Source organism: Kosakonia pseudosacchari, from assembly GCF_900184035.1.
Taxonomy (GTDB): domain Bacteria; phylum Pseudomonadota; class Gammaproteobacteria; order Enterobacterales; family Enterobacteriaceae; genus Kosakonia; species Kosakonia pseudosacchari.
In genome coordinates this window covers 1-26,133 of the sequence record NZ_FXWP01000011.1, presented here as the reverse complement: position 1 = coordinate 26,133, position 26,133 = coordinate 1, and the positions used below count along the sequence as shown (strand labels likewise).

Genomic DNA, 26,133 nt, shown 5'->3' with positions numbered 1-26,133 from the left:
CTTTATCACGTTACTCGCCGCCACTGGTGAGATGTTGCACTATCGTTTCCCGAATCATTTCTGCCAGCAGAGCATGGGTTTTGGTGGTCGGATGCATAGTGTCCCAGAAAACAAACGCCCCGTTCGCCGCTTTACATGTCGGCTTCACCGCAATGCCTGTGGCGTAAGAGATGCCTGAAGCGGAGATATTCAGGCACGATTCGCTGGTATTAACAAAGCCATATTTATCGCTTTCACTGAGCAAATCATTAAACGCGCTATCCAGTTTGACGGTGAAAAAATTCACCTTCGGATACGCGGTGCGTAATTCGCCGAGCAAGCGGTCTAATTGCTGGTTTAAGTTCTCTGATTTGTTTTTTAGCGCCCCTTTTTCTGCGGGTGTCCACGTAGCGACATGAGGAATGCGAGAAAAATCAGGCAGCCTGAAAATGGCAATATGTTGCGCGCCCATTGTCGCCAGACGCGCCAGTTGGACGCGATACATGGCAATGATATCGTCCGGCGATTTTCCACCAGCGATAAAATCATTCCCGCCAAACAGCACCGTAAACAGCGTTTGCGCGATGTCATCGTTCTCTGTTTTACCCAGATAAGCGCTGAAAGAATCCAGTTGCTTGTCAAAATCGTTAAATAAAGGTTTCTCGCCGCTTTCCGCATTGACCGTCGCCCAAACGTAGCCCGGTAAATTAAGCGAACCGGCCAGATATTCGTGCCAGACTTTGCCATTAGAAAAATGACCAACAAACCACGATGCGTGATTTGGAACCGTGCCGTAGGAGCCGTTATAAACATTAATCGTATCGCTAAGGCTGTCGCCAAATATGACCATGCGATCAATTTTATTATTCCCGAACAGTATCGCCGGTTGTGCCTGACCCTGATGCCAAATCCTGTAATACCAGGAGAGCGTGTAATCGGAGGCATAAGGAATAATGGTTTCTGCGTTAATATGACTGGCCTTTAACGAACTCCGACAGATATTCACCAGGCTTGCGTAGGATGATTCGCTATAAAACATATTTGCCAGCGGCGTGGCGCTATACCAATACCCGCGCAGCTTCAGATAGTTACTCCCGTCTCGCGCCCATGCCCACGATGAAGCAGGATTGCTCTGGTCCTGATTATCGATGTTATACACACATTTAATATACGTTGACGTCTCTTCGTTTGCCCGCAACGCCCGCTGGTTTGCGGAGGATTCATGCGCAGGTGGTACCGGCGTTGTATAAATATATGTATTCGCCGCATTCGCCAGCCCGCTCGTGATACTGGCAATAAATGCGATATATAATTCCGCTTTTTTCATCATAGTCCCTTATTAATTATCCCTGGTACGTCGCAAAAAAGACATATGCAATATTTGTATATCACAGACGGGGTAATTATTCTTAATCAAGAAAAAAACACCGCGATCTATTCTGCACAGGTGTTATTTTTATTTTCAGCGCAGAAATATTCTCCGGTCAATGGTGCTTTTCTTATGTTTGATTAAGAACATTCACCAAAATGTCCCAACAAGGAGTAAGAAAAGTTCTCCGCGCATTTTTGTGCGCAAAAGCATCAGCGTGATTGGGGCTATCCGGTTTCTGTGGTAAAGTGCGCCGGTTAACATCCAGTAGTTTCCAGATAGCATCCAGATTTGACGGTAATTCTTTGAAATGGCTTTACTAATTACAAAACGCTGCATCAATTGCGACATGTGCGAACCGGAATGTCCGAACGACGCTATTTCGATGGGCGACAGCATTTATGAGATCAATAGCGATCGGTGTACCGAGTGCGTTGGACACTACGAAACGCCGACCTGCCAGAAAGTGTGCCCGATACCTAATACCATCCTCAAAGATCCGGCGCATGTGGAAACTGAAGAACAGCTATGGGACAAGTTTGTCCTGATGCACCACGCAGATAAGATTTAGCTCTCGATAATCACCGTCGCGCAGGCGTAATGGCGTTCATCCGCCAGCGTCACGTGCATTGTGCGCACGCCCATCTGTTCCGCCATCCGCAGTGCTTCATCCCAAAGACGCAGGCTCGGTTTGCCCAGCGCGTCGTTAAACACTTCGAACTGATTAAACGCGAGCCCGTTACGGATCCCCGTGCCTAAGGCTTTTGCCGCCGCCTCTTTGACCGCAAAGCGTTTCGCGAGGAAGCGAACCGGCTGCTGATGCGCCTGATACAGCGCCCACTCATTGTCGCTCAGCACCCGTTTAGCCAGGCGATCGCCGCTACGGGCGACCACCGCTTCGATGCGGGCTATCTCGACGATATCCGTACCTAATCCCAGAATCGCCATTACGCACGCGCTTCCAGCATCAACCGTTTCATCTCGGCTACCGCCTCTTTCAGACCGCTCATCACCGCGCGGCCAATAATGGCGTGGCCGATGTTCAGCTCATGCATTTCCGGCAGCGCGGCAATGGCTTTGACGTTGTGATAGGTCAGGCCGTGTCCGGCGTTAACTTTCAGGCCGAGGCTTGCAGCGTAGGTCGCCGCTTTAGCAATGCGTTCGAGCTCTTTTGCCTGATCGGCATCGCTTTTCGCATCCGCGTAGCAACCCGTGTGAATTTCAATGTACGGTGCGCCAACTTCCGCCGCGGCCTTGATCTGCTCAGCATCGGCATCAATAAACAACGACACCAGGATACCCGCCTGCGCCAGGCGCTGACAGGCATCGCGCATTTTCTCGCGCTGCCCGGCAACATCCAGCCCACCTTCGGTGGTCACTTCCTGGCGTTTTTCCGGCACCAGGCAGCAAAAATGCGGTTTGGTTTCGCAGGCAATCGCCAGCATCTCTTCGGTCACCGCCATTTCAAGATTCATTCGGGTATGCAATGTCTGGCGCAAAATGCGCACGTCGCGGTCGGTGATATGGCGACGATCTTCGCGCAAATGCACGGTAATCCCGTCGGCTCCCGCTTGCTCGGCGATAAACGCCGCCTGAACCGGATCCGGATAGGCCGTCCCGCGCGCGTTACGCAGTGTGGCAATGTGATCGATGTTGACGCCCAACAGTAATTCAGCCATGACAATCCTCAATGTTCTCAAAGGTACCGACGCGCGCTTCGCCACGCCAGCCCGGTTGTTATTCCGCTATTTTTTTGGCACGAACTGCCGGAACAGCTCCCGGCTTTTCAGCGGTTTGCCTCCAAGATACGGCTTTAACGCGATACGGGTAAAGCGCTTTGCGGCGCGTAGCGTGTCGGCATCCGGGAACTCCCGCTCCGCCAGGGCGCGTAAATGCCGCCCGGTAAAAGTGCTGTTATCTATCACCACGCTGGCAATAAAGCCCTTCTCTTCCCGGTAACGATAAGTCATTACATCATCGACCGGCTCACCACTGCCGGCGCAGTGGAGAAAATCAACGCCATAACCCAGATGACCGAGCAGCGCCAGCTCAAAACGACGCAACACCGGTTCCGGCGTGCTGGTGACGCCCGCCAGAGCCTGGATACAGTGCAGATAATCAAAAAACAGTTCAGAAAAGCGCGTCTCGTGTTCAAGCACGCGGGAGATAAGTTCGTTAACGTAGAGACCGCTGTAGAGCGTGATGCCGCTGAGCGGCAGTGCCAGCGATACCGCTTCCGCGCTACGCAGCGTTTTGACTTCGCCACGCCCGCCAAAGCGCACCAGCAGAGGAGTAAAAGGCTGTAATGCGCCCTTCAGATTAGAACGTTTGGAACGTGCGCCTTTGGCAACAAGGCGCACACGGCCAGACTCTTCCGTGAAGACGTCCAGCATCAGGCTGGTTTCGCTCCATGGGCGACTATGCAGAACAAAAGCGCGCTGCCAGCCTTCCATATTATTCTCGTCGTCTTTCAAGCCGCAGGAGCGCTGGCTTCATCTGCTCATCCAGAGCGTTTATTCGGGCAAGCGCCTGAATACTCACGGCCTGACCGTCTGCCTGCAACCTGAGAGCCATAGAGAGCAGGCTCTTAGAGATCGTCTACGTAACCGAGACTACGCAGCGCGCGTTCGTCGTCGGCCCAGCCGGATTTCACTTTCACCCACAGTTCCAGGTGAACTTTGGCTTCGAACATCTCTTCCATATCTTTACGGGCTTCAATACCGATGGTTTTGATTTTGGAACCTTTGTTGCCAATCACCATTTTCTTCTGCCCTTCGCGCTCAACAAGGATCAACCCGTTGATGTCATAACCACCGCGTTCGTTGGTCACGAACTGTTCGATCTCCACGGTGACCGAGTACGGCAGTTCCGCACCGAGAAAACGCATCAGTTTTTCGCGGATGATTTCCGAGGCCATAAAGCGCTGTGAGCGATCGGTCACGTAATCTTCCGGGAAGTGATGCACCGCTTCCGGCAGATGCTTACGCACGATGCCGGCGATGGTATCAACATTCAGACCGGTTTCTGCAGACAGCGGAACGATATCAAGGAAGTTCATCTGGCTGCCCAGCCACTGGAGGTGCGGCAACAGATCGGCTTTCTCCTGCACGTTGTCCACTTTGTTGACCGCGAGGATCACCGGTGTTTTGCCATCACGCAGCTTGTTCAGCACCATCTCGTCGTCCGGCGTCCAGCGCGTACCTTCGACAACGAAAATAACCAGTTCAACGTCACCGATGGAGCTACTGGCAGCTTTGTTCATCAGACGGTTGATAGCGCGTTTCTCTTCCATATGCAGGCCTGGGGTATCGACGTAAATCGCCTGATACGCGCCCTCAGTATGGATACCAACGATACGGTGGCGCGTGGTCTGCGCCTTACGAGAGGTGATGGAAATCTTCTGCCCAAGCAGATTATTCAACAAGGTGGATTTGCCAACGTTGGGACGTCCAACGATGGCAATAAATCCGCAATAGGTTTTTTCTTCGCTCATTCCAGCTCCAGTTTTTTCAGCGCCTGTTCGGCGGCAGCCTGCTCCGCCTTGCGACGGCTGGAACCCGTGCCAACCACCGGTTCACTCAGGCCGCTGACCTGGCAGTGGATAGTAAATTCCTGATCGTGCGCTTCGCCGCGCACCTGCACCACCAGATAAGACGGTAGCGGCAGATGGCGACCCTGCAAAAACTCCTGCAGGCGCGTTTTTGGATCTTTTTGTTTATCGCCCGGGCTAATTTCGTCAAGGCGCGTTTGATACCAGCTCAGAATTAATTGTTCGACGGTCTGAATATCGCTATCTAGAAACACCCCGCCAATTAATGCCTCAACGGTGTCTGCCAGAATGGATTCACGGCGAAAACCGCCGCTTTTCAGTTCGCCCGGCCCTAAACGCAGACATTCACCCAGCTCGAATTCGCGGGCAATCTCCGCCAGCGTATTTCCACGCACCAGCGTCGCGCGCATGCGGCTCATATCACCTTCGTCCACACGCGGGAAACGATGATAGAGCGCGTTAGCAATCACATAACTTAAAATAGAGTCACCGAGAAATTCGAGACGTTCATTATGTTTGCTACTGGCGCTGCGGTGGGTTAATGCCTGCTGCAACAGATCCTGATGTTGAAAAGTGTAGCCCAGCTTCCGTTGAAGCCGATTAATTACGATGGGGTTCATGCGATACCAATAAATAAATGCGTCAACAATGCAGCACACGAAACCGACCTGAGAAAACCAACGCGGTTTCGTGTGCTGTGGCGCCCGGGGGAACCAGCCTTAAACTTCGGGGGAATATTCTATACGCAACGACCGGGGTTGTCGTTAGTCTGGTGGGAATAATATTGGAAATAATTAAGGGCGCAATCGCGGTGATTGCGCCCTGGCTAATTAATGAATTCCGCCGATACGATTCAGGCGCACGCCTGTCGGCCATTCACCTTCTTGTTTTTCGAAACTCATCCAGATTGCTGTGGCGCGGCCAACCAGGTTCGCTTCCGGCACAAAGCCCCAGTAACGGCTGTCTGCACTGTTATCGCGGTTGTCGCCCATCATAAAGTAATGGCCCGGCGGCACAATCCAGGTGGCCAGCGGCTGGCTCTGCTGACGATAGTAGATCCCCAGTTGATCCTGCGCGATAGGCACGGTCAGAATGCGGTGCGTCACATCTCCCAGCGTCTCTTTACGCTCGGTTAAACGTACACCATCCGGCAGGGACTGGCCTTTCGGTAACTGGAAGAAACCGCTGCTTGCCTCGCCACCGGAGCGACGCCCGAAGGTCTGCACAAAGTCACTCTCTTCAACGTTGCTGTAAGTGATAGGCAGAGCGCTGCCGCAAGCCTGACCAGAACTACAGTTCGGCTGCACGGTCACTTGTTTGGTCACCGGATCGTAAGTCACTTTATCGCCCGGCACACCAACCACACGCTTGATGTAATCCAGACGCGGATCGTCCGGGTATTTAAATACCGCTATGTCACCGCGTTTCGGGTGACCGGTTTCAATCAGCGTTTTCTGGTAGATCGGATCTTTAATTCCATAGGCGAACTTTTCCACCAGAATGAAATCACCGATAAGCAGCGTTGGCATCATTGAACCAGACGGGATCTGAAACGGTTCGTAAATAAACGAACGCACCACCAGCACAATAGCCAGTACCGGGAATACGGAAGCTCCTGTCTCCAGCCAGCCTGGCTTCGGACCGATCTTTTTCAGCGTTTTTGCATCGAGCGCATCGCCTGTCGCAACCTGCGCAGCGGCCTGACGTTCCCGGCGTTTTGGTGCAAAAATAAACTTATCCAGGCACCATAAAAAACCCGTCACCAGTGTCGCGATCACCAGGATCAGGGCAAACATGTTCGCCATGCCAACTCCTTACGATTATTTGCTATCTTTGCCCACATGCAGAATGGCAAGGAACGCTTCCTGCGGCAGTTCGACGTTGCCGACCTGCTTCATGCGTTTCTTACCTTCTTTCTGTTTCTGCAGCAGTTTTTTCTTACGGCTGACGTCACCGCCGTAGCATTTCGCCAGCACGTTTTTACGCAGCTGTTTCACTGTCGAGCGGGCAATAATGTGGTTACCGATCGCCGCCTGAATCGCGATATCAAACTGCTGACGCGGGATCAGTTCTTTCATTTTCTCAACCAGTTCACGACCACGGTACGGTGCGTTATCGTTATGGGTGATCAGCGCCAGCGCATCCACACGCTCACCGTTGATCAGCACGTCCACACGCACCATGTTAGAGGCCTGGAAACGTTTGAAGTTGTAATCGAGCGACGCATAACCGCGCGACGTTGACTTCAGGCGATCGAAGAAGTCCAGCACCACTTCCGCCATCGGGATTTCATAAGTCAGCGCAACCTGGTTACCGTGGTAAACCATGTTGGTCTGCACGCCACGTTTCTCTACGCACAGCGTGATAACGTTGCCAAGATACTCCTGCGGTAGCAGCATGTGACACTCGGCGATAGGCTCGCGCAGCTCATCAATGTTGTTCAGCGGCGGTAGCTTAGACGGGCTGTCGACATAAACCACTTCTTTATTGGTGGTCTGCACTTCGTATACTACGGTCGGCGCGGTAGTAATCAGATCCAGATCGTATTCACGCTCAAGACGCTCCTGGATGATCTCCATGTGCAGCAGACCGAGGAAGCCGCAGCGGAAACCAAAGCCCAGCGCGGTGGAACTTTCCGGTTCGTAGAACAACGAGGCGTCGTTGAGGCTCAGTTTGCCGAGCGCATCGCGGAAGTTTTCGTAATCGTCAGAGCTGACCGGGAACAGACCGGCGTAAACCTGCGGTTTCACCTTCTTAAAGCCAGGCAGCGCTTTATCTGCCGGGTTGCGGGAAGAAGTCAGGGTATCGCCCACTGGCGCGCCGAGAATGTCTTTAATTGCACAAACCAGCCAGCCTACTTCGCCACACTTCAGTTCGGTGCGATCAACCTGTTTCGGTGTGAAAATCCCAAGGCGGTCGGCGTTATAAACCTGCCCGGTGCTCATCACCTTAATTTTGTCGCCTTTGCGCATGGTGCCATTTTTGATACGCACCAGAGAAACCACGCCAAGGTAATTATCGAACCAGGAGTCAATAATAAGCGCCTGCAACGGCGCATCCGGGTCGCCTTCCGGCGGCGGAATGTCGCGCACCAGGCGTTCCAGCACGTCGGGCACGCCCACGCCGGTTTTCGCCGAGCAGCGCACCGCATCGGTGGCGTCGATGCCAACAATGTCTTCAATTTCTTCTGCAACACGCTCAGGATCGGCGGCTGGCAGGTCGATTTTATTCAGTACCGGTACGACTTCCAGATCCATCTCGATGGCGGTATAGCAGTTCGCCAGTGTCTGCGCTTCCACGCCCTGACCTGCATCCACCACCAGCAGCGCACCTTCGCAGGCAGCGAGCGAACGGGAAACCTCGTAGGAGAAGTCAACGTGACCGGGGGTATCGATAAAGTTCAGCTGGTAGGTTTCGCCATTGTTGGCTTTGTAATCCAGCGTGACACTTTGCGCTTTAATGGTAATGCCGCGCTCACGTTCAAGATCCATGGAATCAAGAACCTGGGCTTCCATTTCGCGATCGGAAAGACCACCGCAAATCTGGATGATACGGTCAGACAGCGTCGACTTACCGTGGTCGATGTGAGCGATGATCGAAAAGTTACGAATATTCTTCATATAGTGAGTTTTTATGCCTTACGAGTAACTAAGAGGCCTGTTCGCGCCTGACGTCAATGTACTGAAACGCCGCATTCTACACTACAACCACAATGCGGGGAAATGCTGATACCAGGCAGAAAAGTATCGCTGAAATTGTAAGACTTAACGAGGATATTACGGCTGGCTTTCGGCGGATGCGTTATCAACGCGGATAAGATCCGGAGGCAGGCCTACGCTGAGAATAACCGGCTGCCATTCGCTGCGGGTAGCAAGCTTCGGCGACAAACCGCGTGCCAGTAAAAAACCACCGACGCCGCCAAGTACTGCCCCGCAAAGTGCGGCCAGATCCTGACCAAACAATGTCTGGAAAATCGCGCCCATAACAAACAGACCAACCAGCGGCGACATATAGACCAGTACCGCTGAGCCCAGCAGGCTGCTCTCGGCGATGCCTAATTCCACCTTCTGCCCGGCAACTAACGGCTCGGCACTGGGCACGGCAATGGTGTGCGTAGTTTGCGGACCGAGTTTATTCAGCACGCGGCTGCCGCAACCGGCACGCGAAGCGCAACTGCTACAGGAAGCTTTGACATCACATTCGACCAGCGCGCTACCATTTTGCCAGGAGACGACGGTCGCCCACTCTTTTATCATTGTGCGGCCCTAAATTTGAGACTGTCCGCAATACGTTTTGCGGTTTGCGGCGGCAATTCACCGACGACTGTGATTTCGGCGTTATCACGAACCGTTGTGCTCACGGTACGCCGACCGGTGCGCAGCATCTGATCGGCGCTGTTCTGATTAGCACGGTTAACGTTAACGGAGAAGCTGAACAAGCCGTCGGAATAAAGGCGGGATTCAACGGGCATATCCATGGTCGGCAGTTGGCGACGGCTGCTGGAGACTTCGCTAAAGCCCTGCGGCAACCAGGCGGGTTCCCAGTTAAATGCAACTTTATCGCCAGCCGGAAGTGAAAGCAGCGGCGGCAAACTGGCTTTCGCCAGTGTTTGCATGCTGTTGGTCACCTGACCGTTGACGGTCACCGCAATAACGCGGAACTGTTCAAGGGTTTCACCATCACGATCAAGCAGATCAACGCGCATCGGCAGGCGGGTTTCTTCATCCATCCACACTATATAGCTATAACGGGTGCCATCACGCGCCACAACGCGGATCACTTCGCACAGCCGGTCGGCAATGCGCGTGCGTCCCACGGAGATGAAATCGTAATAAGGAGAAAGACGTTTGAAGTCGGTATACACCAGCGACGGCAGTGAATCGACGATGAAATTGCCGTTAAGCGTGAAAGGTTCAAGACCCGGTTCGAAGTAGCTGATCTCATTGCCGCGCTGCACCACTTCGCGGCGGGGGCCGTCCATTTGCAACAACTGCGCAAGCGGCTGATCGTTAAGACGCACATGGCGGTAACGTAACGATTCGACACCCTGCTTATTGATGCTGACAAAAGAGAGTTCATAGTTGAGCGACTGGCTCGCTACGTTCATTTGCTGCAGCAACGCCCCGGACGAAACATCAGCCGAGGCGTTGACAGAGAAGAACAAGCCAGTTGCCACAAAAGACATGGCACACCAAAGTTGCTTCATTACTGCGATTGCGTTCCTAAAGTTTGATTTCCTGGCACCTGAACAGCAGCTTGCTGTGTTTGCGCCTGCTCAAACTGAAGCTGTTCGGAGTGCAGACGGCGTTGCAGTTCGTAATCCTGCAGCATCGCATTAATGCGACGACGTTGTTCCTGCACCTGCTGTTGCTGACCGGCATTTGCCGTCGCATCAGACGGAACACCCAAACTCACCGGACTGGCTTTACCCATCATCGGCAGCGTGTTAAACACTGGCGCTTCGGGCTGTTGGGTTGATTCAGCCGAGCCATTATAGTGCTGGACGCCAACAATTACAGCAAGCGATACGCATGCCGCAACGCCCATCTGGGTAAGCTGGCTGGCCCATGGACGCACTTTGTGCCAGAACGGCATTTTCTGCCATTGGTGAGGAGCGGGCTGAGCTTCAGGAATCAACGGCGCCGGTGCCTGAACAGCGTCATTCTCAATCGCGGCCATGACTCGGGCTGAGATATCGAAATGGAGGAGATCGGCGGTATCACCACGCATGGAATCGCGGATGAGATGGTAGCTCTCCCAGGTTCTCTGCATTTCCGGATCCTGAGACAACTCAACGAGCAGCTCACTATCCAGCATTTCACCATCCATTAAAGCGGAAAGTTGTTCTTTCTGCATGCCTAATACCTTTTTCAGTATCCCGCTATCGTCAACGCCTGATAAGCGGTTGAACTTTATTATCAATAGCTTCCCGCGCACGGAAGATACGAGAACGAACAGTACCTACCGGACAATCCATTATGGCCGCAATCTCTTCATAACTCAGGCCATCCAGCTCCCGCAACGTAATTGCCATGCGTAAATCTTCCGGGAGCGACTCAATGGTACGGAAAACTATTTGTCGCAGTTCTTCTGACAACATTAAGTTCTCAGGGTTCGAAATTTCTTTCAGTGCACCGCCACTTTCGAAGTTTTCTGCTTCAATTGCGTCCACATCACTGGATGGCGGCCTGCGCCCTTGGGCAACCAGGTAATTTTTCGCTGTATTAACCGCAATTCGGTACAGCCAGGTATAAAAAGCACTATCCCCCCTGAATGAATCAAGCGCGCGATAGGCTTTTATAAATGACTCTTGTACGACATCAGGCACATCGCCCGAAGGGACATAACGGGAAACCAGACTCGCCACTTTATGCTGGTAGCGCACCACCAGTAAGTTGAACGCTTTCTGATCTCCTTTCTGGACCCTTTCGACCAGGACCTGATCCGTTAACTGCTCGCTCATCCGAGGTAAAGTCTCCCCAAAACCAATTTCCACGCGTATCCAGAAACGCCACTCCAATACTGCACAACATGAGCAAGCAGCCAATTAGAGGACCGGTCTGTAATAAAGTTCCGTTACGCCTTTGTTTTTGTGCATCGTTCTACAGACTTTTCATTCTGACTCATTATAAGTCTGCAAACTTTGAACAATGTATTTTCTCAAAGAAAAGACCTTAAGATCGCCAGAGAGTAACGCAATACCGCTTTTTTTTCACCTCTAATACACCTTAGCTAACAAACTGCTTCTTAATATCTTTTTCCTGGATGGATATTTCCGACCCGGTCATCATGTTTAGCCATTAGTACAAAAAACGCAAAAAACAGTGATCATCTTCCTCTTACGGTGCTATGCTGCGCAAACACTGTTTAGTAAATTAAACAAACCATGAAAACGACTCCTGAACTCTCCTGTGATGTACTGGTCATCGGCAGCGGCGCGGCCGGTCTTTCGGTGGCTTTGCAGCTTGCAGACAAACATAGGGTCATAGTTTTAAGCAAAGGGCCCATTAGCGAAGGTTCGACATTTTATGCTCAGGGCGGTATCGCTGCGGTATTTGATGAAACCGACAGCATCGAATCGCATGTGGAAGATACGCTCATTGCCGGCGCCGGAATTGTTGAGCGCCACGCAGCGGAGTTTGTCGCCAGCAACGCGCGCCAGTGTGTCCAGTGGCTGATTGATCAAGGCGTGTTGTTTGATACCGAAGTCGCTGCAAACGGCGAAGCCAGTTACCACCTCACGCGTGAAGGCGGGCATAGCCACCGCCGCATCCTGCATAGCGCCGACGCGACGGGCAAAGAGGTCGAAAACACGCTGGTCTCCCAGGCGATTAACCATCCGAACATTCGCGTGCTTGAGCGCTGCAATGCGGTGGATCTGATTATCTCCGACAAAATTGGCCTGGCCGGAACGCGCCGCGTAGTGGGCGCGTGGGTGTGGAACCGTAATAAAGAACAGGTGGAAACCTGTCAGGCAAAAGCCGTGGTGCTGGCAACCGGCGGCGCCTCGAAGGTCTATCAGTACACCACCAATCCGGATATCGCTTCTGGTGACGGCATTGCAATGGCCTGGCGTGCGGGCTGCCGGGTGGCGAATCTGGAGTTTAATCAATTTCACCCTACTGCACTGTTCCACCCGCAAGCACGCAATTTCCTGCTCACGGAAGCATTACGCGGTGAAGGCGCCCATCTGAAACGCCCGGACGGCACACGTTTCATGCCAGATTTTGACGCGCGAGGTGAATTAGCGCCACGCGATGTGGTCGCCCGCGCGATCGATCATGAAATGAAACGTCTCGGCGTCGATTGCATGTATCTCGACATTAGCCATAAACCGGCTGAATTTATTCGTCACCATTTCCCGATGATTTATGAAAAGTTGCTCGGGCTTGGCATCGATTTAACCAAAGAGCCCGTTCCGATTGTACCCGCGGCACATTACACCTGCGGCGGCGTGATGATTGACGATCGCGGGCGTACCGATGTCGACGGGCTGTATGCAATTGGAGAAGTGAGTTATAGCGGTTTGCACGGCGCGAACCGCATGGCGTCGAATTCGCTGCTGGAGTGCCTGGTCTATGGCTGGTCGGCGGCGGAAGATATCGCCCACCGTATACCGCATGCCCATGCGGTCACGACGCTGCCAGCTTGGGATGAAAGCCGCGTGGACGATGCCGATGAACGGGTGATTCTGCAACACAACTGGCACGAATTACGGCTGTTTATGTGGGATTACGTCGGCATTGTGCGCACCACTAAACGCCTTGAGCGCGCACTGCGCCGTATAACACTGCTACAGCAGGAAATCGATGAGTACTATGCGAACTTCCGCGTCTCGAATAACCTGCTGGAGCTGCGCAACCTGGTGCAAGTCGCGGAGTTAATTGTCCGCTGTGCGATGGCGCGCAAAGAGAGCCGTGGGTTGCATTTCACGCTGGATTACCCCGATTTACTGCCGGAATCCGGCCCGACGGTGCTCTCGCCACAAAACTACATAAACAGATAAAACGCCTGGGTCAGCGCGGTGTAGCTCTCTGAGTAACGCTGATCTGGCCCACGGATCACCAGACGATCGGCAAACAGTTCGCCGTCTCGCGGTGAGAAAGCCAGCAGGACCCGATGCGGCAAGCGGCTTTCTGTTTCAGTCACATCCGTACGCAAACGCAGATGCCAGCCCAGCGTTTGCGCTTTGCTGACAAAGGCTTCGCTGATTTCAATCGGCAGAACGACGCAGAAAAAACCCTCTTCCGTAATCAGCGTTGCGCCAATTTCCAGCAAGGATTCATGATCAAGCGTTGTGGTATAGCGCGCTTTTTCGCGCTCAGGCGTGGCACACTGCACCCCTTCGTCAAAATAGGGCGGGTTGCTGACAATCAGATCGTAACGGGCGGTATTTTCCGTGGCCCACTGGCAGATATCCGCCTGATGCACGGTAATGCGTGCAGCCCACGGCGAGGCCTGAACATTTTCCAGTGCCTGCCCGGCAGCATGCACATCCAGTTCGACGGCATCAATCGTCGCCTCCGCAGAAGTGCGTTGCGCCAGCATCAGCGCCAGCAGCCCGCTGCCGGTACCAATGTCCAGCACATGCCGCGCTTTGGAAACCGGCGCCCACGCGCCTAACATCACCCCGTCGGTACCCACTTTCATGGCGCAGCGATCGTGAGCAACAAAGAATTCTTTAAACGTGAAGCCGTCACGGCGCAGCTGAGCCTTTGACTGGGACATCTTTACAACCTCGGTTCGGAAACCGGTGTAGCATAGGGGAAAGCAAAGCGCTGGAAAAGCAATAAGCAGACAACAGATGAAGATTGCAGCCGTAACGTCTATAATCGGCGCCCCACACAGAGGTAGATCATGACTGTAACGACTTTTTCCGAACTCGAACTTGACGACAGCCTGCTGGACGCGCTCCAGAGTAAAGGCTTTACACGCCCGACCGCCATCCAGGCCGCCGCCATTCCGCCTGCGCTTGAAGGGCGTGATGTCCTCGGTTCCGCCCCTACCGGCACCGGTAAAACAGCGGCATATCTGCTGCCTGCGTTGCAGCACCTTCTGGACTTCCCACGTAAAAAATCCGGCCCACCGCGCATCCTGATCCTGACGCCGACCCGCGAACTGGCGATGCAGGTTGCCGATCACGCGCGTGAGCTGGCCGCTAACACGCATCTGGATATCGCCACCATTACCGGCGGTGTAGCGTATATGAACCACGCGGAAGTGTTCAGCGAAAACCAGGATATCGTGGTCGCGACCACTGGCCGCCTGCTGCAATATATTAAAGAAGAGAACTTCGACTGCCGCGCGGTAGAGACGCTGATCCTTGACGAAGCAGACCGCATGCTGGACATGGGCTTCGCGCAAGATATTGAGCACATTGCCGGTGAAACCCGCTGGCGCAAGCAGACCATGCTGTTCTCCGCGACGCTGGAAGGCGACGCCATTAAAAGCTTTGCCGAGCGCCTGCTGGAAGATCCTGTCGAAGTTTCCGCCACGCCATCAACGCGCGAGCGCAAGAAAATTCACCAGTGGTACTACCGTGCCGATGACGTCGCACATAAAACCGCGCTGCTGGTGCATCTGCTCAAGCAACCTGAAGTGAGCCGCTCTATTGTGTTTGTGCGCAAACGCGAGCGTGTGCATGAGCTGGCAAACTGGCTGCGTGAAGCGGGCATTAACAACTGCTATCTCGAAGGTGAGATGGTGCAAGCGAAGCGTAACGAAGCGATCAAACGCCTGACGGAAGGTCGTGTGAATGTACTGGTCGCTACCGATGTCGCTGCTCGCGGCATTGATATCGATGATGTCAGCCACGTCTTTAACTTCGATCTGCCGCGCAGCGGCGATACCTACCTGCACCGCATCGGTCGTACGGGTCGTGCAGGTCGTAAAGGCACTGCGATTTCGCTGGTCGAAGCGCACGATCATCTGCTGCTGGGTAAAATCGGTCGTTATGTTGAAGAGCCGCTGAAGCCGCGCGTGATAGACGACTTGCGTGCGAAAACGCGCGCGCCCAGTGAAAAGCTGACAGGCAAACCGTCGAAGAAAGTGCTGGCGAAACGGGCAGAGAAGAAAAAAGAGAAAGAAAAAGAGAAGCCGCGTGTGAAGCAACGCCATCGTGACACCAAAAACATTGGTAAACGACGTAAGCCGAGCGCTGCAAGTACTGCGCCGCAAAAAACAGAAGAGTAAAAAAACGCCGGGATATCCCGGCGTTTTTATCTGTGCCTGAAATTACAGGCTTTCAGTAAAGGTACGAGCAATAACGTCGCGCTGCTGTTCTGGTGTCAGAGAGTTAAAGCGCACTGCATAACCGGAGACACGAATTGTCAGTTGAGGGTATTTTTCCGGGTGTTCAACGGCATCAAGCAGGGTTTCACGACGCAGCACGTTAACGTTCAGGTGCTGACCACCTTCAACGCGTACTTCCGGTTTCACTTCCATCGGAATTTCACGGTATTCGATGTCACCGAGTTTGCTGACCGCAACCACTTCATCTTCTGCATAACCGGCTTTGGCACACACGCAACGTGCTTCGCCTTTGTCGTTATCGAGCAGCCAGAATGAGTTCAGCAGGTTGTCATTAGCAGCTTTAGTAATCTGGATACCAGTAATCATGCATAGCCTCCCTTAGGCACAGTATTTGATTCGCCGGACTCATTCCGGCCAATTGGTAAAACCATTGTTGTCTGATTGTTTATATACCAGTCTGGCATGCGTCATTCTTTGATTTAAATCAACAAAAACCATACAGTGAAAATGGCTATTAGGTAATATACTTGTTTTATATCAAGTTACGCCAATTATGCCGACTTAAAATTTTTGTAAATTTTAAAAATATTTTTAGGATTACCGTTCACAGACGACAGTGAATTTTGTTCCGGGGAAATAAGCAGTTAAGCTACAGGGAACGAACTTCGCAGGAGAGCGGGATGACCACTTCATTAACATGGCATGATGTGCTGGCAGAAGAAAAACAGCAGCCGTACTTTATTAACACCCTTAGCACAGTGGCGGCTGAGCGCCAGTCTGGGATCACCATCTATCCGCCGCAGAAAGATGTGTTCAACGCCTTTCGCTTCACTGAACTTGGCGATGTCAAAGTTGTGATCCTCGGCCAGGATCCTTACCACGGCCCTGGACAAGCACACGGTCTGGCGTTTTCCGTTCGTCCGGGCATTGCGCCTCCCCCTTCTCTGCTGAATATGTATAAAGAGCTGGAGGCCAGCATTCCAGGTTTTGCCCGCCCTCAACACGGTTACCTTGAAAGCTGGGCGCGTCAGGGCGTGCTACTACTTAATACTGTGCTCACCGTGCGCGCCGGTCAGGCGCACTCGCACGCAAGCCTCGGCTGGGAAACCTTCACCGATAAAGTGATTAGCCTGATTAACGAGCATCGCGAAGGCGTGGTATTTCTGCTTTGGGGTTCGCACGCGCAGAAGAAAGGGGCGATTATCGACGCAAAACGCCATCATGTTCTGAAAGCACCGCATCCGTCTCCGCTCTCCGCGCACCGTGGATTTTTCGGCTGTAACCATTTTGTACTGGCGAATCAGTGGCTGGAAAAACAGGGCGAAGCGCCAATCGACTGGATGCCAACATTACCGGCCGAGAGTCAGTAAAAAATCCGCCTTTATAAAAGACGGCATTGATTGCGCCCTGAAAGAGCGTACGAACGCCTCTGTCAGGCTCGTGAGAGTGAAATTCAAAGGCAATAAAGCAGAGCCAAAAAGGTGTTGATGACCATGCCCACAGGATGTGGTTTTCAGCGGGTAGAATACAAAAATGCCAGCATTACGCTGGCATTTTTTATTGCACCTGACGTAGCGATCAGGCTTTATTTTGACGCCACCACTCTGCCAGCAACACGCCGGTTGCGACAGAAACGTTGAGACTTTCAACGTTTCCGGTGCCTTCAATTGAAACGCTTAAATCTGAACGAGACAGGGTAACATCAGACAAACCATCGCGCTCCTGGCCCAGCACCAGCACCATTTTTTTCGGCAACTCGGCTTTAAACAGCGGCGTCCCGTTGTGGCTGGACGTCGTCACCAGCGCGTAACCCGCCTGACGGAACTCTTCCAGCGCATCGACAAAGCTATCGCCGGTGATCGGCTGAACATGTTCCGCGCCGCCTTCTGCGGTACGGACTGCCGCGCCCGATTCAACCACTGCCGCATCCTGTAATACCACGCCTTTCACACCGAAATGCGCGCAACTGCGCATAATAGCGCCGAGGTTGTGCGGGTTCCCTACATCTTCCAGCGCCAGCACGCAATCTTCTTCTGCGGCGTTCGCCACCCATTTCTGGACGCTCAAACCATTGCGCTTTTTGATCAGGAAGCACACGCCGCCGTGGTGTTCTGTGCCGGAGGCTTTCGCCAGTTCATCTTCATCAACCACGTGATACGCTTTACGGTTCGCGGCCATCCAGCGCAGGGCTTCTTTAAAACGCGGGGTCACGCTCTGCACAAACCAGGCGCGAACAATCGATTCAGGACGGCTATTGAACAGTGCCTGACAGGCATTTTCGCCATAGACACGCGTCTCTTCCGCGCGCTGGCGGCGCAGCACTTCCGGATCGATAAAACTTTTGCCGCTAATACCACCATGATCCGGTTTTTCCGGCGTTTCGTCGCCCGGAGCACGGGAAACAGTACGCCACGGTGAGTCACTGTGGTTGCTGAAATTGTCTCGCTGCGGGCGGCTTCTGTCATCACGAGCAGGGCGGCCACGGTCATCGCGGGCAGAACGACTTCTGTCGTCACGACCAGTACGACCTTTATCATCGCGGGAGGTGCGACGGTCATCGCCACCGCGCGAAGACGTTCCGCTACGTGCTGGCCCTTTCCCGGTGCGCGGGTTATAGCCACGTTTATCGGAATCATCATCACTGCGGACATACATCACTTTGACCTTGCCGCTTTTATTCTTTAATTCATCGTTCATGCTTTTCTCCACCAGCGCTGCGCGAAGCGCGCAGATTACCTGATGTGCTGGCGCTTAGCCATTAATTCGTTCAAAAGTTATCGGCTATTGTACTCATTGAATAAAACGCGTTGTCGTTTAAAACCTTCTTATCAATAATATGTAACATTGAAGAAACATACCGGCGAAACGCCGCTTTGTACCATCGTTTCCCTGAGGTTAGTTATGAATACCGTATGTGCAAGCTGTCAGGCGCTGAACCGCATTCCTGAAGAAAGAATGAACGACGGCGCGAAATGTGGGCGCTGTGGACATGAGTTGTTCGATGGAGATGTGATCAATGCGACTGGCGAAACCCTGGATAAACTGCTGAAAGATGACCTGCCCGTGGTCGTTGATTTCTGGGCGCCATGGTGCGGCCCGTGCCGCAACTTCGCGCCGATTTTCGAAGATGTTGCGGAAGAACGCAGCGGCAAAGTGCGCTTTGTAAAAGTTAACACCGAAGCCGAGCGCGAGCTCAGTGCGCGTTTCCGCATTCGCAGTATTCCGACCATTATGCTGTTTAAAAATGGCGAAGTAGTGGACATGCTGAGTGGCGCGATGCCAAAAGCGCCGTTCGACAGCTGGCTTAACGAATCACTGTAATCCCTTCGGGGCGCATCTTGTGCCCCGTTTTCAGCTCTGCGACAATGGCGTTTTTATTGCGCGACCTTCATGACCCATAACGCTGTTCTCCAACTCCGTGCTGAGCGCCTTGCCCGCTCGACGCGCCCGTTTCTGGCGCGTGGCAACCGCATTCGCCGCTGCCAGCGCTGCCTGCTGCCGCTGAAAAACTGTCTGTGTGATACCTTAAAACCGGCTTGCGCCAACAGCCGCTTTTGCCTGGTCATGTTTGACACCGAGCCAATGAAACCCAGCAATACCGGGCGTTTGATTGCCGATATCCTGCCTGATACGCTGGCTTTTCAGTGGTCGCGAACTGAGCCACCACAAGCGCTGATCGACTTGTGTACCAGCGAAGCGTACCAACCGATGGTTGTCTTTCCGGCTTCTTACGCGGGCAGCGAACGTCAGGTGTTGAGCGCTCCGGCCGCCGGCAAACCGCCGTTGTTTATTATGCTGGATGGCACCTGGACCGAAGCGCGTAAAATGTTTCGCAAAAGCCCCTATCTGGATGCATTACCGGTTATCTCCGTCGATCTCTCACGCGTGTCTGCCTATCGTTTAAGGGAAGCGCATGCAGATGATCAATACTGCACGGCGGAAGTGGCCATTGCCCTGTTGGATCTCGCTGGCGACAACACCGCAGCGCAAGCGCTCGGCGATCACTTCACCCTGTTTCGTGAACGCTACCTGGCGGGGAAACCGCATCATTCGCCTGCCATCACAGCAAACGACGCAGAAAACGTTTAATATCATCGGGTCACTCTTTTGCGGAGGCCGGTATGAGCCAACGAGGGCTGGAAGCGTTATTACGTCCCCGATCGATTGCGGTGGTGGGGGCATCCATGAAGCCGGATCGCGCGGGTTTTTTAATGATGCGCAATTTGCTGGCAGGCGGTTTCGCAGGTCCTGTCTTACCGGTAACGCCCGCCTATAAAGCCGTGCAGGGCGTTCTGGCGTGGCCGGATGTCGCCAGCCTGCCTTTCACGCCGGATCTCGCGGTGTTGTGTACCCACGCAAAACGTAATTTGACGCTGCTTGAGGCGCTCGGCCAAAAGGGGTGTAAAACCTGCATTATTCTTTCCGCTCCACCCGAGCAGCATGCCGATTTGCTGGCCTGCGCCGGCCGCTACCAGATGCGATTGCTTGGCCCGAACAGCTTAGGCTTGCTTGCCCCCTGGCAAGGGTTGAACGCCAGTTTCTCCCCAGTGCCGATTACACGCGGCAAACTGGCGTTTATTTCCCAGTCTGCCGCCGTTTCTAATACCATTCTCGACTGGGCGCAGCAGCGGGAAATGGGGTTTTCTTATTTCATCGCACTCGGCGATAGCCTCGATATTGACGTCGATGAGCTGCTCGATTTCCTGGCGCGCGACAGTAAAACCAGCGCTATCCTGCTCTATCTGGAACAGTTAAGTGATGCCCGTCGCTTTGTTTCCGCCGCACGTAGCGCATCGCGTAATAAACCGATTCTGGTCATAAAAAGCGGGCGCAGCCCGGAAGCGCAGCGTTTGCTGCATTCCCATGCGGGGCTGGATCCGGCCTGGGATGCGGCGATTCAGCGCGCCGGTTTATTGCGAGTACAGGATACGCATGAGCTTTTTTCTGCCGTCGAAACACTCAGCCATATGCGTCCGTTGCGCGGTGAACGGTTGATGATCATCAGTAATGGCGCGGCCCCCGCCGCACTGGCGCTGGATGAACTCTGGTCACGCAACGGTAAGCTGGCGACACTGAGTGAAGAGACGATAACACAGTTGCGCGCCGTGCTGCCGGAGTATGTGGATCCCGCCAACCCGCTGGACTTGCGCGATGACGCCAGCAGCGAACGCTACATCGCCGCGTTGAATATTCTGCTTGATAGCCAGGATTACGATGCGCTGATGGTGATCCACGCGCCCAGCGCCGCCGCGCCGGGCAGTGAAAGCGCGGTGGCGTTAATTGATGCGCTGAAAAAACATCCCCGCGGGAAATATGTCACCGTGCTGACCAACTGGTGCGGTGAGTTTTCCTCTCAGGAAGCGCGGCGTCTGTTTAGTGAAGCCGGATTACCGACCTATCGAACCCCGGAAGGCACGATTACGGCGTTTATGCATATGGTGGAATATCGACGAAACCAGAAGCAATTGCGTGAAACGCCAGCGCTCTCCGTGAGCCTGACAGCAGATACCGCCGCAGCGCACAACCTTCTGCAGCAGGCGCTGGCCGATGGTGCATCAACGCTGGATACCCATGAAGTACAACCGATCCTGCGCGCCTGGGGACTGCAAACGCTGCCGACCTGGATTGCCAGCGACAGTGCGGAAGCCGTGCATATTGCCGAACAGATTGGTTACCCGGTCGCGCTGAAGTTGCGTTCGCCGGATATCCCGCACAAATCGGAAGTCCAGGGGGTAATGCTTTATCTGCGTACCGCAAAAGAGGTGCAACAGGCTGCTGATGCCATTATCGATCGCGTCAAAATGAACTGGCCGCAAGCGCGCATCCATGGTTTGCAAGTGCAGAGCATGGCGAACCGTGCTGGCGCGCAGGAATTGCGCGTAGTGGTAGAGCACGATCCGGTTTTCGGTCCGTTGATCATGTTAGGTGAAGGCGGCGTTGAGTGGCGGGCGGAGGATCAAGCCGCCGTGGCACTTCCACCACTCAACATGAACCTGGCACGCTATCTGGTTATTCAGGCGATCAAAAGTAAAAAGATCCGTGGGCGCAGCGCATTACGCACGCTGGATATCCCCGGCCTGAGCCAGTTTTTAGTTCAGGTCTCAAACTTGATCGTCGATTGTCCGGAAATCGAACGGCTCGACATTCACCCTTTGCTGGCTTCCGGCAGCGAATTCACGGCGCTGGATGTCACGATGTCTATTGCGCCCAGCGCCGGGAACAGTGAGACGCGTCTTGCGATTCGCCCCTATCCGCAGCATCTGGAAGAACACGTTGAAATGAGAAATGGCGAGCAGTGCTTGTTCCGCCCGATTCTTCCCGAAGACGAACCTCAGTTGCAGGCATTTATCGCAAGGGTGACGAAAGAAGATCTCTACTATCGCTACTTTAGCGAGATCAACGAATTTACCCACGATGATTTAGCGAATATGACGCAGATCGACTACGATCGGGAAATGGCCTTTGTGGCTGTGCGCAGCACCGATCAGGGCGAAGAGATTTTGGGCGTAACCCGCGCTATTTCCGATCCGGATAATATCGACGCCGAATTTGCCGTGCTGGTGCGATCCGATTTGAAAGGGCTCGGGCTCGGACGACGTTTACTTGAAAAGCTCATCAGTTATACCCGGGATCACGGACTTAAGCGCTTGAATGGTATTACTATGCCCAACAATCGCGGCATGGTAACGCTGGCGCGTAAACTGGGATTCGATGTCGATATCCAACTGGAAGATGGCATAGTCGGTTTGTCGCTCCATCTGACACAGACAGAGTAATCCCGAGTAAGGTACTGGAAATGTTGACCACTTTAGCAGGCTCGGTGTTATTATTGCCCGCTTATGTCGTCTGCATGCTACAGAAGACCCTTCAATAAACAGAGAAGAAACGCACTGTGATGTTGTCAAAATTTAAGCGTAATAAACATCAACAACACCTTGCCCAATTACCCAAGATTTCTCAGTCAGCTGATGATATAGAGTTCTTCTATGCGCCTGCTGATTTCAGGGAGACGCTGCTTGCGAAGATAGCCACCGCAACGCGCCGGATCTATATCATTGCCCTGTATCTTGAGCAGGATGATGGCGGGAAAGGAATTCTGAACGCGCTGTATGAAGCAAAACGCCAACGCCCGGAGCTGGATGTGCGCGTCCTTGTTGACTGGCACCGCGCTCAGCGCGGCCGTATTGGCGCAGCAGCGTCAAATACCAATGCGGACTGGTACTGCCGCCTGGCACAGGAAAACCCAGGCGTTGTCGTTCCCGTTTACGGCGTGCCGGTTAACACCCGCGAAGCGCTTGGCGTGCTCCACTTCAAAGGCTTCATTATTGATGACTGCGTGCTGTATAGCGGCGCGAGCCTTAACGATGTTTATCTGCATCAGCACGATAAATACCGCTATGACCGTTATCAGCTAATCCGCAATCCACAGATGGCAGATGTCATGCAAGGCTGGGTTGAGCAGAATCTGATCCAGGGTCGTGGCGTGAACCGCCTTGATGATACGCAGCGTCCTAAAAGCCCGGAAATCAAAAATGATATCCGGCTGTTCCGTCAGGAATTGCGCGATGCGTCGTACCATTTCCAGGGCGATGCGGATAACGAGCAACTGGCTGTGACTCCGCTGGTTGGTCTGGGAAAATCCAGCCTGCTGAACAAAACGATTTTTCATCTGATGCCGTGTGCAGAGCACAAGCTGACGATTTGTACGCCTTATTTCAACCTGCCAGCGGTACTGGTACGCAATATTATTCAGTTGCTGCGTGATGGGAAAAAAGTCGAAATAATCGTTGGCGATAAGACGGCGAATGACTTTTTCATTCCTGAAGATGAGCCGTTTAAGATTATTGGCGCGTTGCCTTATTTGTATGAGATCAACCTGCGTCGTTTCTTAAGCCGCCTGCAATATTATGTGAATACCGACCAGCTTGTTGTTCGCCTGTGGAAAGATGACGACAACAGCTACCATCTGAAAGGGATGTGGGTTGACGATGAGTGGATCCTGCTCACCGGGAACAACCTGAACCCACGCGCCTGGCGTCTGGATCTGGAAAACGCAGTGCTTATCCACGATCCGAAACATGAGCTGGCCGCACAGCGTGATAAAGAGCTGGAGCTTATTCGCACGCACACCACAGTGGTAAATCATTACCGTGATTTGCAGAGCATTGCGGATTATCCGGTGAAGGTGCGTAAACTGATACGCCGCCTGCGCCGTATCCGCATTGATAAGCTTATTAGCCGCATTCTTTAATATTAAGCCCCGTCTCTGTGATGGGGCTTTTTTTCAGGTCTTGTAATGAAATACACCTTGCTGGCAACAACGCTGCTGCTGACAGGCTGTAGCCATATGGCGAACGATAGCTGGAGCGGGCAGGATAAAGCACAACATTTTATTGGTTCGGCCATGCTTTCCGCAGCCGGCAACGAATACGCACAACATCAGGGCATAAGCCGTGACCGTAGTGCGTTGCATGGCCTGATGTTTTCTGTCAGTCTTGGCGCATCGAAAGAGTTATGGGATAGCCGCCCGGCAGGGAGCGGCTGGAGCTGGAAAGATTTCGCCTGGGATGTTGCCGGTGCCACAACAGGTTTTGCCGTGTGGCAACTGGCAAGATAGAAACTAAAGGCGGATGCCTTTCCCTTTGCGATGCAGCATCAAAGAAACCAGAAATGCCAATGCGCCCATCACGGTAACGTACCAGAAAAAGCTGCTTTCAAAACCGACCGATTTCAGCGACAGCGCAACATACTCAGCCGAACCACCAAACAGCGCATTCGCCACGGCATAAGATAACCCGACACCTAACGCACGAACCTGCGCCGGGAACATTTCGGCTTTCAGGATCCCACTGATCGAGGTGTAGAAACTGACTATCACTAATGCCATCATAACCAGCGCGAACGCGGCATAAGGCGAAGTGACACTGTGGAGCGCGCTGAGAATCGGGACTGTGCAAAGTGTGGCAAGACCGCCAAACAGCAACATTGAGGAACGGCGGCCGATCTTGTCCGACAACGCGCCGATTACAGGTTGAATCAGCATAAAGACAAATAACGCAACGGTCATAATGACGCTGGCAACGTTGGCATGCATTCCGGCAGTATTTACCAGATATTTTTGCATATAGGTGGTAAAGGTGTAGAACGTCAGCGAGCCGCCAGCCGTAAAGCCAAGCACCATAATGAAAGCCTTGCGGTTGCGCCACAGCCCTTTTAGCGATCCCGCCTCTTTCAGCGTTCTTACTTCCTGGCGCGAGGTTTCATCAAGTTGTCGGCGCAGCCACAACGCAACAATGGCCAGTGCGGCACCGAGCGCAAACGGAATACGCCAGCCCCAGGCACGTAAATCCTCGTCGCTCAGAACTTGTTGCAATACCACAACAACCAGCAGAGCCAGCAATTGCCCGCCGATCAGCGTGACATACTGGAACGATGCGTAAAATCCTTTTCGCCCTTCTACCGCAACTTCGCTCATATAAGTCGCGCTTGTGCCATATTCCCCCCCCACTGATAGCCCCTGGAACAGTCGAGCCAGCAATAATAGCGCTGGTGCCCAGGTACCAATGGACTCATAACCGGGTAAGCAGGCGATCACCAGCGATCCCAGGCACATCATGCACACCGAGATAAGCATCGATGTTTTACGTCCGCGCCTGTCCGCGATACGGCCAAATAACCAGCCCCCAATCGGTCGCATCAGGAAACCTGCGGCAAAAACCCCTGCAGTTTGCAATAACTGAGTCGTCGTGTTGCCGGCGGGGAAAAAGATGTGCGCGAAATAGAGGGAGCAAAAGGAGTAGACATAGAAATCAAACCACTCAACCAGATTACCTGATGAAGCACCAATGATCGCCCATACCCTGCGTCGGGTATCGCTACTGGTGAGCGATTCACCTGTTGTCACACTGCTTTCTGCCATTCTACTGATACTCCTGCTAAAGATTTTGAAGATATGAACCGCGTGAACATCCATATACACTCAGCGCAAAAACCAAAATGTTACACATTTGTTATATAACAAGAGTGACTTACATCACATTTCAACTTAGCAAGGTAAGCAATTCAGAATAGGGGCATATGTGGACTTGAGCAAAAAAGTCCGTGCTTTCGCATGAGGATTTTTGTTGAGCAGGCAGCCATGCTTGTTGCGAGCGGGATTAGGCAAGTAGGTTAGCTTCTGGCACTCCCTGCCTGTTCCGCATGAGGCTTTCTGAGCGTGAGCGGGTTCCGGCAGGCAGGCTGATTTTTCCGTCACTCGCAGAGGACTGCTGAATACCAGCAACCCGTTTCGCAAGCAGGAGTTTCGCCGCATAAGAACGCAAAAAGGCCATCCGTCAGGATGGCCTTTTCACTTAATTGATGCCTGGCAGTTCCCTACTCTCGCATGGGGAGACCCCACACTACCATCGGCGCTACGGCGTTTCACTTCTGAGTTCGGCATGGGGTCAGGTGGGACCACCGCGCTAGTGCCGCCAGGCAAATT

General features: G+C 53.3%; 25 protein-coding genes and 1 rRNA gene. 9 read left to right on the top strand and 17 right to left on the bottom strand.

The window, feature by feature from the left end; all coding sequences use genetic code 11:
- Nucleotides 1-10 precede the first annotated feature (10 nt).
- Nucleotides 11-1,306 carry an SGNH/GDSL hydrolase family protein gene (locus tag BN2591_RS08735; protein WP_244172992.1) on the bottom strand — a complete coding sequence of 432 codons (1,296 nt, stop codon included), beginning with the start codon at nt 1,304-1,306 and terminating at the stop codon, nt 11-13.
- 352 nt (nt 1,307-1,658) lie between these two features.
- Between BN2591_RS08735 and BN2591_RS08730 the strand changes: the two genes are divergently transcribed.
- On the top strand, nt 1,659-1,919 hold the full coding sequence (locus tag BN2591_RS08730) for a YfhL family 4Fe-4S dicluster ferredoxin (protein ID WP_086870719.1): 261 nt from the start codon (nt 1,659-1,661) through the stop codon (nt 1,917-1,919).
- On the opposite strand, the gene acpS is transcribed toward BN2591_RS08730, so the two are convergent.
- The 11 genes from acpS to rpoE form a co-directional block, all read right to left on the bottom strand.
- Entirely contained in the window at nt 1,916-2,296 is a 381-nt protein-coding gene (gene acpS, locus BN2591_RS08725) for a holo-ACP synthase (RefSeq protein WP_086870717.1), read from the bottom strand. The genes BN2591_RS08730 and acpS overlap by 4 nt on opposite strands.
- On the bottom strand, nt 2,296-3,027 hold the full coding sequence (gene pdxJ / locus BN2591_RS08720) for a pyridoxine 5'-phosphate synthase (RefSeq protein ID WP_017459035.1): 732 nt from the start codon (nt 3,025-3,027) through the stop codon (nt 2,296-2,298). The genes acpS and pdxJ overlap by 1 nt, the downstream gene beginning before the upstream one ends.
- 66 nt (nt 3,028-3,093) lie before the next feature.
- Complete coding sequence (recO, locus tag BN2591_RS08715; protein ID WP_086870715.1) at nt 3,094-3,801, bottom strand: DNA repair protein RecO; 708 nt, start codon at nt 3,799-3,801, stop codon at nt 3,094-3,096.
- A 134-nt stretch (nt 3,802-3,935) separates the two neighbouring features.
- Complete coding sequence (era, locus tag BN2591_RS08710; protein WP_086870713.1) at nt 3,936-4,841, bottom strand: GTPase Era; 906 nt, start codon at nt 4,839-4,841, stop codon at nt 3,936-3,938.
- Nucleotides 4,838-5,518 (bottom strand): ribonuclease III, encoded by a 681-nt coding sequence (gene rnc, locus BN2591_RS08705; RefSeq protein WP_044489704.1) that lies wholly within the window; start codon nt 5,516-5,518, stop codon nt 4,838-4,840. Before rnc ends, era begins: the two co-directional genes overlap by 4 nt.
- A 210-nt stretch (nt 5,519-5,728) precedes the next feature.
- A complete protein-coding gene (lepB, locus tag BN2591_RS08695; protein WP_020454748.1) occupies nt 5,729-6,703 on the bottom strand; it encodes a signal peptidase I in 975 nt (324 codons plus the stop codon).
- A gap of 15 nt (nt 6,704-6,718) precedes the next feature.
- Entirely contained in the window at nt 6,719-8,518 is a 1,800-nt protein-coding gene (lepA, locus tag BN2591_RS08690; protein WP_086870710.1) for a translation elongation factor 4, read from the bottom strand.
- A 156-nt stretch (nt 8,519-8,674) separates the two neighbouring features.
- A complete protein-coding gene (gene rseC, locus BN2591_RS08685) occupies nt 8,675-9,154 on the bottom strand; it encodes a SoxR-reducing system protein RseC (RefSeq protein ID WP_086870708.1) in 480 nt (159 codons plus the stop codon).
- On the bottom strand, nt 9,151-10,104 hold the full coding sequence (gene rseB / locus BN2591_RS08680) for a sigma-E factor regulatory protein RseB (RefSeq protein WP_086870706.1): 954 nt from the start codon (nt 10,102-10,104) through the stop codon (nt 9,151-9,153). The genes rseC and rseB overlap by 4 nt, the downstream gene beginning before the upstream one ends.
- A complete protein-coding gene (gene rseA / locus BN2591_RS08675; protein ID WP_086870704.1) occupies nt 10,104-10,754 on the bottom strand; it encodes an anti-sigma-E factor RseA in 651 nt (216 codons plus the stop codon). The genes rseB and rseA overlap by 1 nt, the downstream gene beginning before the upstream one ends.
- A gap of 31 nt (nt 10,755-10,785) precedes the next feature.
- Entirely contained in the window at nt 10,786-11,361 is a 576-nt protein-coding gene (rpoE, locus tag BN2591_RS08670; RefSeq protein WP_000003307.1) for an RNA polymerase sigma factor RpoE, read from the bottom strand.
- A 423-nt stretch (nt 11,362-11,784) separates the two neighbouring features.
- On the opposite strand from rpoE, the gene nadB reads away from it, so the two are divergent.
- Nucleotides 11,785-13,404: an L-aspartate oxidase gene (gene nadB, locus BN2591_RS08665; RefSeq protein ID WP_017459044.1), complete on the top strand. Its 1,620-nt coding sequence runs from the start codon at nt 11,785-11,787 to the stop codon at nt 13,402-13,404.
- Here the strand turns inward: nadB and trmN are convergent.
- Nucleotides 13,389-14,126: a tRNA(1)(Val) (adenine(37)-N(6))-methyltransferase TrmN gene (gene trmN / locus BN2591_RS08660; RefSeq protein WP_086870702.1), complete on the bottom strand. Its 738-nt coding sequence runs from the start codon at nt 14,124-14,126 to the stop codon at nt 13,389-13,391. The genes nadB and trmN overlap by 16 nt on opposite strands.
- A gap of 129 nt (nt 14,127-14,255) precedes the next feature.
- Here trmN and srmB point away from each other — a divergent pair, with 129 nt between their 5' ends.
- The gene (srmB, locus tag BN2591_RS08655; RefSeq protein WP_086870700.1) at nt 14,256-15,590 is read left to right on the top strand and encodes an ATP-dependent RNA helicase SrmB; all 1,335 of its coding nucleotides are present in this window, start codon (nt 14,256-14,258) and stop codon (nt 15,588-15,590) included.
- Between the two features lie 42 nt (nt 15,591-15,632).
- Here srmB and grcA read toward each other — a convergent pair whose 3' ends face one another.
- Entirely contained in the window at nt 15,633-16,016 is a 384-nt protein-coding gene (gene grcA / locus BN2591_RS08650; RefSeq protein WP_020454756.1) for an autonomous glycyl radical cofactor GrcA, read from the bottom strand.
- A 314-nt stretch (nt 16,017-16,330) separates the two neighbouring features.
- On the opposite strand from grcA, the gene ung reads away from it, so the two are divergent.
- Nucleotides 16,331-17,020, top strand: coding sequence for a uracil-DNA glycosylase (ung, locus tag BN2591_RS08645; RefSeq protein ID WP_086870698.1), 690 nt, complete (start codon nt 16,331-16,333; stop codon nt 17,018-17,020).
- Between the two features lie 208 nt (nt 17,021-17,228).
- Here the strand turns inward: ung and BN2591_RS08640 are convergent, their stop codons facing one another.
- Nucleotides 17,229-18,347 carry a tRNA/rRNA methyltransferase gene (locus tag BN2591_RS08640; protein WP_086870697.1) on the bottom strand — a complete coding sequence of 373 codons (1,119 nt, stop codon included), beginning with the start codon at nt 18,345-18,347 and terminating at the stop codon, nt 17,229-17,231.
- A 204-nt stretch (nt 18,348-18,551) separates the two neighbouring features.
- Here BN2591_RS08640 and trxC point away from each other — a divergent pair, with 204 nt between their 5' ends.
- The 5 genes from trxC (at nt 18,552) to BN2591_RS08610 (ending at nt 24,267) form a co-directional block, all read left to right on the top strand.
- Nucleotides 18,552-18,971: a thioredoxin TrxC gene (gene trxC, locus BN2591_RS08630; RefSeq protein ID WP_020454759.1), complete on the top strand. Its 420-nt coding sequence runs from the start codon at nt 18,552-18,554 to the stop codon at nt 18,969-18,971.
- A gap of 69 nt (nt 18,972-19,040) precedes the next feature.
- Complete coding sequence (locus BN2591_RS08625; protein ID WP_086870695.1) at nt 19,041-19,739, top strand: tRNA-uridine aminocarboxypropyltransferase; 699 nt, start codon at nt 19,041-19,043, stop codon at nt 19,737-19,739.
- A 32-nt stretch (nt 19,740-19,771) separates the two neighbouring features.
- Nucleotides 19,772-22,426: a bifunctional acetate--CoA ligase family protein/GNAT family N-acetyltransferase gene (locus BN2591_RS08620; protein WP_086870693.1), complete on the top strand. Its 2,655-nt coding sequence runs from the start codon at nt 19,772-19,774 to the stop codon at nt 22,424-22,426.
- 119 nt (nt 22,427-22,545) lie between these two features.
- A complete protein-coding gene (gene pssA, locus BN2591_RS08615) occupies nt 22,546-23,901 on the top strand; it encodes a CDP-diacylglycerol--serine O-phosphatidyltransferase (RefSeq protein ID WP_086870690.1) in 1,356 nt (451 codons plus the stop codon).
- 45 nt (nt 23,902-23,946) lie between these two features.
- Nucleotides 23,947-24,267, top strand: coding sequence for a YfiM family lipoprotein (locus BN2591_RS08610; protein ID WP_086870688.1), 321 nt, complete (start codon nt 23,947-23,949; stop codon nt 24,265-24,267).
- A gap of 3 nt (nt 24,268-24,270) precedes the next feature.
- Here the strand turns inward: BN2591_RS08610 and BN2591_RS08605 are convergent, their stop codons facing one another.
- On the bottom strand, nt 24,271-25,569 hold the full coding sequence (locus BN2591_RS08605) for an MFS family transporter (RefSeq protein ID WP_086870686.1): 1,299 nt from the start codon (nt 25,567-25,569) through the stop codon (nt 24,271-24,273).
- 442 nt (nt 25,570-26,011) lie between these two features.
- A 5S ribosomal RNA gene (gene rrf, locus BN2591_RS08600) occupies nt 26,012-26,127 on the bottom strand.
- Nucleotides 26,128-26,133: the final 6 nt, after the last annotated feature.

Coding starts and splice junctions, on each gene's coding strand:
- era (WP_086870713.1), bottom strand. CDS start 4,841: ATGAGCGAAGAAAAAACCTATTGCGGATTTATTGCCATCGTTGGACGT.
- pssA (WP_086870690.1), top strand. CDS start 22,546: ATGTTGTCAAAATTTAAGCGTAATAAACATCAACAACACCTTGCCCAA.
- grcA (WP_020454756.1), bottom strand. CDS start 16,016: ATGATTACTGGTATCCAGATTACTAAAGCTGCTAATGACAACCTGCTG.
- pdxJ (WP_017459035.1), bottom strand. CDS start 3,027: ATGGCTGAATTACTGTTGGGCGTCAACATCGATCACATTGCCACACTG.
- trmN (WP_086870702.1), bottom strand. CDS start 14,126: ATGTCCCAGTCAAAGGCTCAGCTGCGCCGTGACGGCTTCACGTTTAAA.
- BN2591_RS08735 (WP_244172992.1), bottom strand. CDS start 1,306: ATGAAAAAAGCGGAATTATATATCGCATTTATTGCCAGTATCACGAGC.
- lepB (WP_020454748.1), bottom strand. CDS start 6,703: ATGGCGAACATGTTTGCCCTGATCCTGGTGATCGCGACACTGGTGACG.
- rseA (WP_086870704.1), bottom strand. CDS start 10,754: ATGCAGAAAGAACAACTTTCCGCTTTAATGGATGGTGAAATGCTGGAT.
- trxC (WP_020454759.1), top strand. CDS start 18,552: ATGAATACCGTATGTGCAAGCTGTCAGGCGCTGAACCGCATTCCTGAA.
- ung (WP_086870698.1), top strand. CDS start 16,331: ATGACCACTTCATTAACATGGCATGATGTGCTGGCAGAAGAAAAACAG.
- rnc (WP_044489704.1), bottom strand. CDS start 5,518: ATGAACCCCATCGTAATTAATCGGCTTCAACGGAAGCTGGGCTACACT.
- lepA (WP_086870710.1), bottom strand. CDS start 8,518: ATGAAGAATATTCGTAACTTTTCGATCATCGCTCACATCGACCACGGT.
- acpS (WP_086870717.1), bottom strand. CDS start 2,296: ATGGCGATTCTGGGATTAGGTACGGATATCGTCGAGATAGCCCGCATC.
- rseB (WP_086870706.1), bottom strand. CDS start 10,104: ATGAAGCAACTTTGGTGTGCCATGTCTTTTGTGGCAACTGGCTTGTTC.
- srmB (WP_086870700.1), top strand. CDS start 14,256: ATGACTGTAACGACTTTTTCCGAACTCGAACTTGACGACAGCCTGCTG.
- BN2591_RS08620 (WP_086870693.1), top strand. CDS start 19,772: ATGAGCCAACGAGGGCTGGAAGCGTTATTACGTCCCCGATCGATTGCG.
- rpoE (WP_000003307.1), bottom strand. CDS start 11,361: ATGAGCGAGCAGTTAACGGATCAGGTCCTGGTCGAAAGGGTCCAGAAA.
- BN2591_RS08640 (WP_086870697.1), bottom strand. CDS start 18,347: ATGAACGATGAATTAAAGAATAAAAGCGGCAAGGTCAAAGTGATGTAT.
- BN2591_RS08605 (WP_086870686.1), bottom strand. CDS start 25,569: ATGGCAGAAAGCAGTGTGACAACAGGTGAATCGCTCACCAGTAGCGAT.
- rseC (WP_086870708.1), bottom strand. CDS start 9,154: ATGATAAAAGAGTGGGCGACCGTCGTCTCCTGGCAAAATGGTAGCGCG.
- nadB (WP_017459044.1), top strand. CDS start 11,785: ATGAAAACGACTCCTGAACTCTCCTGTGATGTACTGGTCATCGGCAGC.
- BN2591_RS08610 (WP_086870688.1), top strand. CDS start 23,947: ATGAAATACACCTTGCTGGCAACAACGCTGCTGCTGACAGGCTGTAGC.
- recO (WP_086870715.1), bottom strand. CDS start 3,801: ATGGAAGGCTGGCAGCGCGCTTTTGTTCTGCATAGTCGCCCATGGAGC.
- BN2591_RS08730 (WP_086870719.1), top strand. CDS start 1,659: ATGGCTTTACTAATTACAAAACGCTGCATCAATTGCGACATGTGCGAA.
- BN2591_RS08625 (WP_086870695.1), top strand. CDS start 19,041: ATGACCCATAACGCTGTTCTCCAACTCCGTGCTGAGCGCCTTGCCCGC.